This is a genomic window from Enterococcus sp. AZ191, from assembly GCF_051713845.1.
Lineage (GTDB): Bacteria > Bacillota > Bacilli > Lactobacillales > Enterococcaceae > Enterococcus_B > Enterococcus_B durans.
The window spans coordinates 1946037-1959575 of sequence record NZ_JBIOQS010000001.1 but is presented as its reverse complement, the minus strand read 5'-3'; the positions used below and the strand labels follow the sequence as shown (position 1 = coordinate 1959575).

General features: G+C 35.7%; 10 protein-coding genes, 1 pseudogene and 1 other annotated feature. Of the genes and pseudogenes, 10 read left to right on the top strand and 1 reads right to left on the bottom strand.

Going from position 1 to position 13539, the window contains the following annotated elements; genetic code table 11:
• Positions 1–725: 725 nt before the first annotated feature.
• The 6 genes and pseudogenes from IGI47_RS09390 (at position 726) to IGI47_RS09365 (ending at position 6609) form a co-directional block, all read left to right on the top strand.
• Entirely contained in the window at positions 726–1307 is a 582-nt protein-coding gene (locus tag IGI47_RS09390) for an LPXTG cell wall anchor domain-containing protein (protein ID WP_438784037.1), read from the top strand.
• A 31-nt stretch (positions 1308–1338) separates the two neighbouring features.
• Positions 1339–1983, top strand: a complete 645-nt coding sequence (locus IGI47_RS09385; RefSeq protein ID WP_311931525.1) for a class D sortase — start codon at positions 1339–1341, stop codon at positions 1981–1983.
• 178 nt (positions 1984–2161) lie between these two features.
• Positions 2162–3013 (top strand): hypothetical protein, encoded by an 852-nt coding sequence (locus IGI47_RS09380; RefSeq protein ID WP_438784036.1) that lies wholly within the window; start codon positions 2162–2164, stop codon positions 3011–3013.
• 20 nt (positions 3014–3033) lie between these two features.
• Complete coding sequence (locus tag IGI47_RS09375) at positions 3034–3891, top strand: YveK family protein (protein WP_311931523.1); 858 nt, start codon at positions 3034–3036, stop codon at positions 3889–3891.
• A complete protein-coding gene (locus IGI47_RS09370) occupies positions 3821–4504 on the top strand; it encodes a CpsD/CapB family tyrosine-protein kinase (protein WP_311931522.1) in 684 nt (227 codons plus the stop codon). Before IGI47_RS09375 ends, IGI47_RS09370 begins: the two co-directional genes overlap by 71 nt.
• An 893-nt stretch (positions 4505–5397) precedes the next feature.
• Positions 5398–6609, top strand: a pseudogene (locus IGI47_RS09365) (IS110 family transposase).
• Positions 6610–6816: 207 nt separating this feature from the next.
• On the opposite strand, the gene IGI47_RS09360 reads toward IGI47_RS09365, so the two are convergent.
• Entirely contained in the window at positions 6817–7518 is a 702-nt protein-coding gene (locus IGI47_RS09360; RefSeq protein WP_311930912.1) for a Crp/Fnr family transcriptional regulator, read from the bottom strand.
• Positions 7519–7978: 460 nt separating this feature from the next.
• Here IGI47_RS09360 and arcA point away from each other — a divergent pair, with 460 nt between their 5' ends.
• The 4 genes from arcA to argS all read left to right on the top strand — a co-directional run bounded on the left by arcA (position 7979) and on the right by argS (position 13505).
• Positions 7979–9208 (top strand): arginine deiminase, encoded by a 1230-nt coding sequence (gene arcA, locus IGI47_RS09355; protein WP_438784034.1) that lies wholly within the window; start codon positions 7979–7981, stop codon positions 9206–9208.
• A gap of 89 nt (positions 9209–9297) precedes the next feature.
• Entirely contained in the window at positions 9298–10317 is a 1020-nt protein-coding gene (gene argF, locus IGI47_RS09350; protein WP_438784032.1) for an ornithine carbamoyltransferase, read from the top strand.
• 117 nt (positions 10318–10434) lie between these two features.
• Positions 10435–11385 (top strand): carbamate kinase, encoded by a 951-nt coding sequence (arcC, locus tag IGI47_RS09345; RefSeq protein ID WP_311930914.1) that lies wholly within the window; start codon positions 10435–10437, stop codon positions 11383–11385.
• Between the two features lie 157 nt (positions 11386–11542).
• Positions 11543–11743 (top strand) — a binding site (T-box leader).
• Between the two features lie 70 nt (positions 11744–11813).
• Positions 11814–13505, top strand: coding sequence for an arginine--tRNA ligase (argS, locus tag IGI47_RS09340; RefSeq protein ID WP_005875943.1), 1692 nt, complete (start codon positions 11814–11816; stop codon positions 13503–13505).
• Positions 13506–13539 lie beyond the last annotated feature (34 nt).

Here is a 13539-nt window from a genome sequence, read left to right as displayed (position 1 = left end):
TTTTTTTTTTGAAATTTCCGAAAAAAACTGACTTTGGAACGCTGTTTATTCGAGAGTCTGTAGCGAAACTGATTTTTAGATTTGTCCCACATACTTTTTTTATGTTCTACCTCATTCAACGAACTTGATTTCTATAAGGGGTTTAGTGATGGTTGATCCGCCACGTTTTTCAGGCTATTTACAATTAACGTGCTCATAATCTAGTTCTCTTTGAGAGGGTCAAGGAAATAGTTAGTCAAAATATTTTTTATCACGATGGAATAAGGTGAGCTTAGCATTCATATGAATAATTAGTTTTTTAGAAAAAATGAAGAAGTAATAAAATCAAAAAATCGGAATAAAAATTTCTGATATTTACGTACATAAAATATAAATAACAGATAAACTAAAGGGAAGATAAGTTTTAGTCTTTTATGAGATTCTTTCGCTTTTTTTATGTAAATAATTCGATTATTTTTTTCGTTTTTTAGGTAAGCGTTGTTATTTTTATAATACTTGATAATATTTATGTTGTGATTTATTAAAAATAGTTGGAATTCATTTTATATTTTTATTTTTTGTATGTATAGCTATTTTATTGCATTTGTTATTTTTTAATTCGTTATTTATCCAATTGTCTTAAAGTAAGGTATATGCTAATATAAAATTGTAGAGATGCTTATATATGTTATTTTTATTTCGAGGGTATAAGCCTTTCAAATTAAAAAAAAGGAGGTCCAATTAAAATGAAAAATGTTGGAAAGTATGTATTAGTAGTGTTACTAAGTTTCTTTTTTACGAGTTCTGTAGCTGCTGCTGGGGCTATTTCGGTAAAAGAGCAATTGATTTTGGATGAATTAACTCAGAAACTTGAAGTCCAAGGAAATGAATTTCAAGTTCCTGAAACATACATCACACAAATAGAAAATTATTTAAAGCAAAATGATTTAGCGGAATCGCAAGCACTGGTTGTGATCAATAATATTCGGCAAGCAAAATCGTTGATCAAAAATTTAGATACCGACTTGTCTAATGTTCATTCTTTGGATGAATTAATTAAGCGCATTCCGAGAGATTCTGTCGTAGAACTTCAGCGACTTATCACAGAATCAGCAGACGTGTTGGGTTTGGTTGTTCTAAGTTGGAATGAGGGGCATGTCGAATTAGGCACTCAAAATCCAGACGGTACGACTTCAGCTGTTTTTAGTTCGGAACAGCCAATCAAACAAACGGGTGAAGTACATATATCTAGTTTTCTTGCAATTGGCTTATTGCTATTGACCGCAACAGGAGCGTTCATAATCGGTAAGAAAGTGAAGCTTGCATAGAAACCAAAAAAAATTGAAAAGGATCGGGGGGATGATAGTGATCCCAATCCTTTTCTTATTGTGTGGCTATTCTCTCGTATATATCGTAGGGCGACCTGTCATCCATTTTACTTCGTCTTCGTTACAACTATTTCTTCTGTCTGAGCTTCCAAAATTTGAAAAAAATGAGCAGACATTGCCTGAATTAGACAGGCAAACGATCGAAACAAATGAACAAACAATTTTTTCCAGTCAAATTGTTTATCCTCGAGCTGGTTATCGATATGGAAGAGTAGTAGCAGACTCGGTAAGTCTAGATGTGCCTTTGTATTACGGAGATTCAGCAGAAATACTACGTCAAGGTGCTGGACAATATATGGGTTCGGTCTATCCAGGTGAATTGGGGACTACTCTAATTGCTGGGCATAATGCAGATGAATTTGGTAAATTGATCGCAATAAAAAAAAGGGATGTAATCCAAATAATAGCAAGTTATGGCGATTATAGTTATCAGATTTATAAAATAGCCGTGCTTGATAAAAATGCTGAAGAAATCAAATTATTATTGACACAAAAAGAGCAACCTAAATTGATCCTTTATACTTGCTATCCCATCGATAGTATTGGGCTAACAGATCAACGACTATTCGTTTTTGCTGATCTGGTCCAAGGTCCATTGATTCAAGAATATCAATGATTATCTGGGTAAAAATATCCCAATTTTAGGTATGCTTTTTCTCAAGTTAGATTAGAGCGTAAGGAGGAGTCGCCGAAGTTAATTATTACATAGATGATCTAAACGTTTTGGAAATTGTATTTCGTTATTCAGAATATTTAGAATAAAAGTGGATAATTTATTTTTGGAAAAATAGAAAATGAGCAAAAAAAAATGGCGAAAAGTAGCAAGAATGATCGTAGCGTTTGTCTGCTCTCTTAGTGTGTATTTTACGTGTACTTTGACAATTATTAGAATGACATTATGTAATCAACTATTTATGGAAAATACTGTTGCATCGTCAAATTATGTTGAAATAGTAACGGCTGAGATTAATCATACGATAAGTGACCTTGGAAGAGGAAGCAATATCCCAGAAAATGTATTGAGTAGTGTAGTAACAGAAAAACAGGTCGAAGAGAACATCATGAGCTATATTCATAGTTTGTATTCAGATTCAGTTTTTCAAATAAAAGGATCAAGCGTAGTCCAACAAACAGTGAAAGAAAAAATTGTGGATTATGCAAAAAATAAGAATTATCCACTTGATGGACCAGTCCAATTAACGATAGAGACACTACAAACATCAGCTGTGACTGCTGTACAACAAGCTATTGAAATACGTTCGCTCAATATATATGGGAAGAAATTGCTTGCTTATAAAAAAATGATCGATTTACTCATTGTGTTTTCTTTGACGGTATCTTTCAGTTTGTTTGCGTCCATCCTTTCTCTGAATAGACGTTTTTGGCATCGAGTATTACGTTATTTAGCATACATTCTTTGTAGTTCAAGTTTAATGTTAGTGACACTTCCTCTTATTTTATATGTAAACCAAATCGTTGAAAGAATAGGGATTTCTTCGAAAACGCTTTATCTTTTTCTTACGACATATGTGAATCATTTTATTTTGATGTTCATCAAATGGGGAGGAGTTATATTATTCATTAGTATCATTTGCTTTTGGGGGAGTGAATATACCAGACGAAAAACAATAACCAGCAAAAATTAAGTAGAAAAGGTGGCGAAAGAATGGAAGAAATGGTCAGCTTGGGAGAAATGTTCATCTTATTGAAGAAGCGATTATTGTTAATCATCCTGACTACAGTAGTAGGATTGGCAGTGGCATTGTCAGTCACTCACTTTTTTATTACACCTAAATTCAGCGCCTCAACTGAATTGATCGTTCAATCAAAAAATAATAGTACAGTTGTGAATCTTCAATCAGATGTACATGCGAATGTACTGTTGATCAATACATATAAAGATATGATTTTGGGAGATATCGTCCTGAATGCAGTAAATGAAAAATTATTATCTGGGAGAACTTATCAGGTGACAAAAGGTGAACTGTCAGAGATGATAAATGTCATCCAGTCAGCAGATTCTCAGATGTTTCAAATAAAGGTAACGACTGATGACCCGGAAAAATCAGCTGCTATTTCCAATATTCTTGCAACGATCTTCAAAGAAAAAGCGACAGAAGTTTTGGATGTAAGTAGAGTAACAGTCACCTCACAGGCGCAAAGTAATGCGATGCCAGTTTCGCCTAATAAAAAATTAAACACGGTTATTGGAGGTTTGTTTGGTCTAGCATTAGGGATAGGAATTGTATTTTTACTGGAAATTCTTGATAAAACAGTCAAAGATGAACGTTTTATTACAGAAACACTTGCACTTCCTATTTTGGGTACAGTCAACGAAATGAATAGTAAAGAACTTGATAAAGGACGAGCTGTTAAGGTAACAAATAGAACAACAGAAAATAAAGAAAAAAAGAGAGTCGAATACAATAAAATCAAGTCTAAGGAGCGTTTGGATGAAAAAGAAAAACATGATTATGCCTGTTTCACTAATCAGTGTAGCAGATCAAACGGCTACGATTCCTGAGCAATACCGAGCGATACGCTCAAATATCCAATTTACTTCAATTGATCAAGAGTTGAAAACATTGATAGTTACTTCATCAGGTCCAGGTGAAGGGAAGTCGACAACCTCAGCAAATCTAGCGGTAGTTTTTGCGAATAGTGGAAAGAAAGTCTTACTAGTGGATGCGGATTTAAGAAGACCTAGTGTTGCTTTAACATTTCATTTGCCAAATATTAATGGATTAACTAATTTATTAGGCTCCAAAGAAAAGAATATTCAGGAATGTGTTGTTGAAACGATGATCGACAATTTATGGGTGATGACAAGTGGACCTAAACCACCAAATCCTTCAGAAATGTTGGATTCTAACCGCATGATGGATATCATTGCGGAGCTAAAAAAGCAATATGACTTGATTATTTTTGATACGCCACCTGTAGCCTCGGTAACTGATGCCCAAATATTATCAGCCAAAACAGATGGGGTAGTGCTAGTCGTTCGTGAGCGAAAAACGATCAAAAAAGATCTACTGAAAGCAAAAAAACTTTTAGCCATCGCAAAAGCCAATATATTAGGTATCGTTTATAACGGTGTGAAAAAAAGCAGTGAATACGATTATTACTATTATTATTGATGAACGGAGGATAAAATGGTCGATTTACAGAACTTCTGAACGAGAAAGCCCGCGGTTTTAATCGTGAAATGATAGTGAATTAGATATGAGGATTCTCTAATACATAGATTAGCTTCTGTATGGTCTTCGAACGATAGGCATCATTCTCATTATTGTAAACTCTGAGTGGAATCGATCAATCCAAGAAAATCCAAATTACCTACTTCCTTATCTGAATATGGGATGTTTAGCACAATTAAGGCCTTTAGCTTAGTAGGAATCTATGGTAAAAAAAGTACAATAGTTAAGTGAAAAATTAATTGCACATCATTTGGTACAGATGGTTGCTTCAAACCTAAGGAAGGTTGGTTTATTTTTTTCTTCTGCTGTGATCATGATGGTGGGAACAAGAATAGTATCTACCTACATGCCACCTACATTACTTACAAACCTTTTCCAAGTCAGTATGGGATTTTTGATCTATTTCAGTTTGACTGCAGTAAGTAAGGTGAACCAAGTAATCGATTATTTCTTCAAAAAATGAAGTAGTCGATACATTGAATGGTTGAGGTAAAAAATGGATATGGGACAAATCTAAAATTCAGTTTTGCTACAGCCCCTCGAATAAATGGCGTCCAAAAGTCAGGTTTTTCGGAAATTTCAAAAAAAACATACTAAGATTAGAGGGTAAATTCATCGACGGATGAAATTTCCCTCTAATACTCTTTTAAGCGTATAGTTGGTTGTGAAAGAAAGACCGACCACAGTCTCTTGGACTACGAGTCCTAAACAAAAAACGGTCTCCTTCACTGTCATTTTAAAACCTGGTTTAAGTATGTTGGGGCTTCGAGCCCGTGTAAAGGAAATTAGGAACGAAATGAAGCAGTGAAGAACCTTTCAATACTTCTTAGGAAATGAAAATTATGTATGTACTTGCTTTAGATATCTCAATGAGAAAAAGTTATGTCGTTATTTATCATGAAAATACTTGTCTTTTTGAACAAGAAATTCTTCACGATAACACATATTTCAATGCACTTTTTCAAGAAATTTATGCTCTTTCCAGAACGACCACAAATCGTTTTTGAAGCAACGGGGGTTTATTCAAGAGTCATTGAAACTTTTTGCCAAAAGAATCATTTCGCCTATTGTTTATTAAATCCTTTAGAAGCGAAAAGACAACTGAATATTGACTTACGTTCAGTCAAAACGGATAAACGAGATGCCCATCGACTGGCACAAACACACGGTCAATTTTTGCGGAAACAAACACAATCTCAAATAGAAGTCTATAAACAAACACGCGATTTTGCACGCTTTTATCAACAAATTGAAAGGGACATGAAACGCACGAGAATGAACCTGCATACCGCTTTACAATTGACTTTTCCAGAATTGGAAACACTTTTCACAAACAGGTTATCAAAACTCGCCTTAAACCTTGTCGAACTTTCCCCCACCCTGATTACTTGGCACACTTAAGCCAAACCAAGGTAAAAAATGTGCTAAAGAAAAATACGGATAAAAAAATCTCCGATCAAAAAGCCTTGGTTAAAGTACAAAACTTACTTTCACTTGCGCAAAATTCTTATCCAGCAGAATCTGGACAAAGTATTTCTGTTCAAAAAGTCGTGTATTATGCCCAACAATTGCTTGTAACAAAAGAACAACTCGCCAAACAGCTAGTTGAAATTGCGAAACAAACAATAGAATTTGATTTTTATCAAAGTATCCCTGGAATTGGTGAACTTTCTGCAGGGCTCATTATTGGTGAATTAGGGGATATTCGGCGTTTTCCTTCTCATAAGTAATTGAACGCTTTCGTCGGTGTTGATACCAGAAGATATCAATCTGGGAAATATACAGCCAAAGAACACATGAATAAACATGGAAATCCGAAGGCCCGAAAAAATTTGTATTTTATTATGATGAACATGATTCGACAACAAGCGGCGGGGTCCAATCATCTGGTGGACTATTACTATAAACTAAAAACGCAACCTTCGCCCAAAAAGCATAAGGTTGCGCTCGTCGCCTGCATCAACAAGCTCTTGAACTGTCTCTATTCGATGGTACGACATTCAAGTCCGTATGAATACTCATACACGGCCTCTAACGACCAATAAGGAATATATCCTTATCTAGAATAATAGCATACCTAATAAAAAAATTTCTAATTTATTAGGCTTATTTAAGAAGGAGTTGCTTCTGTTCCCGCCGTTTATTCGTTTTTAAAGCATGGGACAAAAGTGTTTCTTACTTTTGTCCCATGCTCGTTTTTTTCTCCAATTTCTCAAACCGAAACGACTTTTGTCTCGACCTCATTTTTATATTTATTCTCTTAATGCAGGCGTGACCGCCGCTTTGCAAAAAGTAAATCGTTTCTTTTCATAATCCAGTAATCCTGAATCCTTTAATTGCTTGATTACTTGTCCTGCCGTTTCTCTTGTCGTACCACTATTTACAGCTAGTTCTTTTAAAGTAATAGGGTAAGGAATATGGATATGTCCATCTTCTGTAGGAACACCTAGCTCTTCTTTTAAAACAAATAAGTTTTGTTTCACTCTGTCGAATGCGCTAGAAGTTAACCCGATTTGAATCCGAAGTTCATGCATCTCAACAACTTTAGATAATTTATGGATCATATAAATCAGATATTTTGAATTTTTTTTAGCAATTTTTTCGTAAAAAGAAACTGGAAAGGAGAATGTCTTGATGTCAGTCATTGCTTGTGCTGTATAGGTATAAGTGCTTTCTTCAAAAATTCCAGACATAGGAAAGAGGTTGTTTGCAGCAACATAGTCATAATAATAATACGTGGCGCTTTCATCATAGCGTTCTAAACGAACCAGACCTTCTGTAAGAATATAGAGGCGTTGGCGTTCGTCTCCTTCATCAAAGAGGATTTGTCCCTTTTTATAAGAACGAAGGATTGCATGTTCTTTTATCTGCTCAAATTCATCATCAGTAAAGTTTTCAAAATCAGGTTGATACCGTAGTTTTGAAAAGTGAAAATCAATTCTATTTACCCGCATAAAATTTCCGCTCCTTACTTTTAACTATTAATATTGTGGCTTTTTTTTCGAAAAAAGTAAAGTTATTACTTTGGATAAAAATTTCTGTTTTTTTCTTTATAAAAAAATTTTTTTGTTATTATGTAAAAATTATACATTCGATTTGAATAATGTCATTTTTCACCTGTTTATTCTGTATAAAAAACAATAATCACTAATAAAGTAATCGCTAACATGATTGGAAAAGAAGTATTTTTTAGCTTATTCAAAAAATATTTTTTTATGAATAAATATTTTTTTGATAGTGATTTCAGTATAAATAAAGAGAGAAAAGTTGATAAAAAATGTAAAAACGTTTAATTATTTAATTATCCTTTAATAATGTGAAAAAACTCTCGTTTAAGATGAGATGAAATTATGAAAGAGATTACAAAAGGGCTGTATTCTAAGTATGTAATCAAAACGAAGGAGGCAACACAACATGGAAAAACCTATTCACGTTTTCTCTGAGATAGGAAAGTTAAAGACAGTTTTATTGAAACGACCTGGACAAGAAGTGGAAAATTTAACACCAGACATCATGGACCGTTTGTTGTTCGATGATATTCCCTATCTACCAATCGCACAAGAAGAACATGATAATTTTGCAAAAACATTGCAGAATGAAGGCGTCGAAACTTTGTATCTGGAAAAATTAGCAGCAGAAGCAATCGATGCAGGTAATGTGAAAGAGCAATTCTTGAACAAAATGCTAGATGAATCACACATTGCATCGGCTGCTGTAAGAGACGGTCTTCATGAGTTCCTTCTATCAATGGAAACACAAGAAATGGTAGATAAAATCATGGCTGGGGTACGTACTAAAGATATCGAAGTCCGTTCAAATAGTTTATACGACTTATCAGCAGATGACGATTATCCGTTTTATATGGATCCAATGCCAAACCTTTACTTCACTCGCGACCCTTCCGCATCAATGGGGAGTGGGATGACTGTCAACAAAATGACATTTGAAGCTCGCCGACGCGAATCGATGTTTACAGAATATATTTTGAAACATCATCCTCGTTTCGCTAACAAAGGGGTAGAAGTTTGGTTAGATCGTGAAAACCCAGATCATATCGAAGGTGGCGATGAATTGATCCTAAGCGATAAAGTAGTCGCAGTCGGGATTTCTCAACGTACCAGTGCCAAAGCGCTAGAAAAATTAGCACGTCACTTATTCGAAAAAAATTCAGGATTTGAAAAAGTATTGGCTATCAAGATTCCAAATAACCGCGCAATGATGCATTTGGATACGGTATTTACAATGGTTGATCACGATAAATTCACGATTCATCCAGCGATCCAAAGCAAAGAAGGAAAAATCGATGTCTTTACGATTGAGTCTGCAGGTGATGACATTAAAATCAGTCACTCAGATGATCTTCATGCGACAATGAAAGAAGCGTTAGGTTTAGACGATCTAGTCTTGATCCCAACCGGAAATGGCGATGCCATCGTTGCTCCTCGCGAACAATGGAACGACGGCTCAAATACGTTAGCAATCGCTCCTGGAGTTGTGGTGACTTACAACCGTAACTATGTTTCTAACGAATTGTTACGCAGCTATGGTATCAAAGTGTTGGAAATCAATTCAAGTGAATTGTCACGTGGCCGTGGCGGTCCTCGCTGCATGAGCCAACCATTAGTACGTGAAGATTTGAAATAGTTTGTTTCCCGGTGGCAGTCTAACTGTCAGCTGTCGCTGGGTTTCCTCTTTAAAAACTAAATAAAACAACCTAAAGGAGAATGTTAGTTATGAAAGAATCAGTATTTCAAGGAAGAAGTTTATTAGCAGAAAAAGATTTTACAAAAGAAGAATTACAGTATTTGATCGATTTTTCTGAACACTTAAAAGATTTGAAAAAACGCGGGATTCCTCATCACTACTTAGAAGGGAAAAATATTGCTCTTCTATTCGAAAAAACTTCTACTCGTACACGTTCAGCATTTACTACTGCAGCAATCGATCTAGGTGCACATCCTGAATATCTTGGAGCAAACGACATCCAATTAGGTAAAAAAGAATCAACTGAAGATACTGCCAAAGTATTAGGCCGAATGTTTGACGGTATTGAATTCCGTGGCTTTAGCCAAAAAATGGTTGAAGAACTTGCTGAATTCTCAGGCGTACCTGTATGGAATGGTTTAACAGATGAATGGCACCCAACGCAAATGATCGCTGACTTCTTGACTATCCAAGAAAACTTTGGAACTGTTGAAGGTATTACAGTGGCTTACTGTGGAGACGGCCGTAACAACATGGCTAATTCATTGCTTGTAACTGGTGCTATTTTAGGAACAAATATGCGTATTGTCGCACCTAAAGACTTACAACCAGAAGAAGAAATCGTGAAGATGGCCGAAGGATTTGCTGCTAAATCTGGTGCAAAATTAATGATCACTGATGACGTCGACAAAGGTGTGGACGGAGCAGATGTCCTTTACTCAGATGTTTGGGTATCAATGGGTGAAGAAGATAAATTTGAAGAAAGAATCAAATTATTGAAACCTTATCAAATCAACATGGAAATGATTGAAAAAACACATAACACAGACCGTTTGATTTTCTTACACTGCTTACCAGCATTCCACGATACAAACACAGTTTACGGTGAACAAATGAAAGAACGTTTTGGTATTACTGAAATGGAAGTAACGGACGAAGTATTCCGCAGTAAATATGCTCGCCAATTTGATCAAGCAGAAAATCGTATGCATTCGATCAAAGCAATCATGGCAGCAACGCTTGGAAACTTGTTCATCCCCCGTGTCTAACGTTTAACCACATTCATCTCATCGATAAAACGAGTCAGCTTTCCTCATTGTAGCAAATTGCTGGCTTGTTTTGTCATCGGAAAAATTCAGAATTATCTGAAGAAAGGAAGACGAAATATGGCCAATCGTAAAGTAGTTGTCGCATTAGGAGGCAACGCAATTTTATCTACTGATGCTAGCGCAAAAGCACAACAAGATGCGCTGAAGGAAACAGCAAAATATTTAGTGAAATTCATTGAACAAGGAGATGAACTGATCATCTCACATGGGAACGGACCTCAAGTTGGGAATTTATTGATCCAACAGCAAGCTGCAGATTCAGAAAAAACTCCAGCAATGCCTTTAGATACCTGTGTCGCAATGACGGAAGGTTCTATCGGCTATTGGTTGCAAAATGCTATGGGGGAAGTTCTCAAAGAAAAAAATATAGATAAGGATGTTGTTTCTTTAGTCACTCAAGTAATCGTTGATGAAAATGACCCATCCTTCAAAAATCCATCGAAGCCTGTTGGACCATTCTTTACAGAAGAAGAAGCAAAAGGACAAATGGAATCAGACTCAGCTGCTACCTTTAAAGAAGATGCAGGCCGTGGATGGAGAAAAGTGGTTGCTTCCCCTAAACCAATCTCAATCAAAGAAGCTCGAGTTATCAAAGCACTGGTTGAACAAGGTGTCATCACTGTTTCTGTTGGTGGCGGAGGTATCCCAGTGGTAGAAACAGCCACTGGTCTTGAAGGAAGAGAAGCAGTCATCGATAAAGATTTTGCCTCTGAAAAGTTAGCGGAGATCATTGATGCAGATCTATTGATTGTTTTGACAGGTGTCGATAATGTCTATGTAAATTATCAAAAACCAGATCAAAAGAAATTGGAAACTGTTACAGTATCAGAAATAAAACAATATATTGATGAAAATCAATTTGCACCAGGAAGTATGTTGCCTAAAGTTGAAGCAGCCATTGCATTTGTTGAAGCAAAACCAGATGGAAAGGCTATCATTACTTCACTAGAGAACATTGAAAATCTTCTAGCATCTGAAGAAGGAACGATCATTGTAGCAGACAAATAAACTGCGTAAGAGCAATTGAGACTCCTTAGAACATTTACCTTGCTAAAAAATGTCCAGTCGGAATTTATTCTCCTTTAGGCCTTCTGGACATTTTTTTATAAGAAATCCTAGCCATTAATTTTTTTATCTGTTATAATTCATGTTAAGTTTAATAAGTTACAGTTTGCTGAACAAGAGAGTAATTGTATAGATCTGATCAAAGCGAGTTTGGAACTGGTGGAAGCCAAACGAAGAAAATACAATGAAGCGCACTTGGAGAACTCTGTCTGAGACAGACGGTCATCTGCCGTTAACAGATAAAGTTGGTCCTAAAGAATAGGACAATTGGAGTGGTACCGCGGGATAACTCGTCTCTAGTAATTATACATGTATAATTACTAGAGATTTTTTTGTTTTTAGTAAACCAAGTATCAATAGGAGGAAGTCAAATGAATAATAAAGATGTGGTTGCAAAAGCCGTTTATGATGTCGTTAAAGAAGATTTAACACTCGAAGAAGTAGAGAAACTATTGGAAAATCCAAAATCTGCGGATCATGGAGATGTGGCATTTCCTGCTTTCTCATTAGCAAAAATCTATCGAAAGGCACCACAGCAAATTGCAGCAGATTTAGCCGAAAAAATAGATTCAACTAATTTTGAAAAAATCGAAGTTGTGGGCCCATACTTGAATTTTTTTATGAACAAAGCCGTGATCAGTAAAGATGTTTTAGCTTCTGTCGTAAAAGAAAAAGAACATTACGGAGATAGTACGATCGGCAATAATGGAAGTGTGCCGATCGACATGTCTTCACCAAATATCGCAAAACCAATTTCTATGGGACATTTGCGTTCTACTGTTATCGGGAATTCCATTGGATTTATTATGGAAAAATTAGGGTATCAACCAATCCGTATCAATCACCTAGGTGACTGGGGCACACAGTTTGGTAAATTGATCGTTGCCTATAAAAAATGGGGATCAGAAGAAGCAGTAAAATCTGAACCAATCAATGAATTATTACGTTTGTATGTCCAATTCCATGAAGTAGCAGAAACAGAACCAGAATTGAATGACGAAGCGCGTTCTTGGTTCAAACGTTTAGAAGAAGGTGACAAAGAAGCAATCGAACTATGGCAATGGTTCCGCGATGAGTCAATGAAAGAGTTCAACAAAATCTATGACTTGTTAGAAGTTCGCTTTGATTCATTGAATGGAGAAGCGTTCTACAATGATAAGATGGATGAAATCGTTGAACTTTTAGAAGAAAAACATTTATTGAACGAAGATAAAGGTGCGGAAATTGTTGACCTTTCAGAATACGATTTGAATCCAGCACTGATCAAAAAATCAGATGGTGCAACGCTATACATCACTCGTGATTTGGCAGCTGCTCTTTATCGTAAACGTACGTATGATTTCAAGCAATCTCTATACGTTGTTGGGAATGAACAAAGTTACCATTTCAAACAATTAAAAGCTGTCTTGAAAGAATTAGGATTTGACTGGTCAGATGATATGCATCATATTCCATTTGGATTGATCACTCAAGGTGGTAAGAAATTATCAACGCGTAAAGGAAAGATCGTTTTATTGGAAGAAGTGCTTAATGAAGCAATTCAATCAGCAAAAGAACAAATCAGTGAGAAAAATCCTGATCTGGCAAATAAAGATGTTGTAGCTAAACAAGTTGGGGTAGGCGCGGTTATTTTCCATGATTTAAAAAATGATCGTTTAAATACCTTTGACTTCAATCTTGAAGAAGTTGTTCGTTTTGAAGGTGAAACTGGCCCATATGTACAATATACACATGCTCGTGCCATCAGCTTGATGGAAAAAGCAGGATTTAAACCATCAGAAGAACACACATATGCATTAGATGATGAAAACAGCTGGGAAGTAGTGAAGCTGATCCAAAAATATCCAGAAACAGTACTATCAGCTGGTGAAAAATATGAACCTTCAATCATTGCAAAACATGCAATCAAATTAGCACAAGCCTTCAATAAATATTACGCACATACAAAAATCTTGGCGGAGGATGATCAAAAAGAATCTCGTTTAGCTCTTGTATATGCCGTATCAGTGCTGTTGAAAGAAGATTTACGCTTACTTGGTCTACATGCGCCAGATAAAATGTAAAAAGGCACGATTCCATTAGAAAGTAGCAAAACTC

Bases quoted from the DNA above. Each gene is read 5' to 3' on its own strand.
- IGI47_RS09385 (WP_311931525.1), top strand. From the start codon at position 1,339: ATGATAGTGATCCCAATCCTTTTCTTATTGTGTGGCTATTCTCTCGTA.
- IGI47_RS09360 (WP_311930912.1), bottom strand. From the start codon at position 7,518: ATGCGGGTAAATAGAATTGATTTTCACTTTTCAAAACTACGGTATCAA.
- IGI47_RS09370 (WP_311931522.1), top strand. From the start codon at position 3,821: ATGAAAAAGAAAAACATGATTATGCCTGTTTCACTAATCAGTGTAGCA.
- argF (WP_438784032.1), top strand. From the start codon at position 9,298: ATGAAAGAATCAGTATTTCAAGGAAGAAGTTTATTAGCAGAAAAAGAT.
- argS (WP_005875943.1), top strand. From the start codon at position 11,814: ATGAATAATAAAGATGTGGTTGCAAAAGCCGTTTATGATGTCGTTAAA.
- IGI47_RS09375 (WP_311931523.1), top strand. From the start codon at position 3,034: ATGGAAGAAATGGTCAGCTTGGGAGAAATGTTCATCTTATTGAAGAAG.
- arcC (WP_311930914.1), top strand. From the start codon at position 10,435: ATGGCCAATCGTAAAGTAGTTGTCGCATTAGGAGGCAACGCAATTTTA.
- IGI47_RS09390 (WP_438784037.1), top strand. From the start codon at position 726: ATGAAAAATGTTGGAAAGTATGTATTAGTAGTGTTACTAAGTTTCTTT.
- arcA (WP_438784034.1), top strand. From the start codon at position 7,979: ATGGAAAAACCTATTCACGTTTTCTCTGAGATAGGAAAGTTAAAGACA.
- IGI47_RS09380 (WP_438784036.1), top strand. From the start codon at position 2,162: ATGAGCAAAAAAAAATGGCGAAAAGTAGCAAGAATGATCGTAGCGTTT.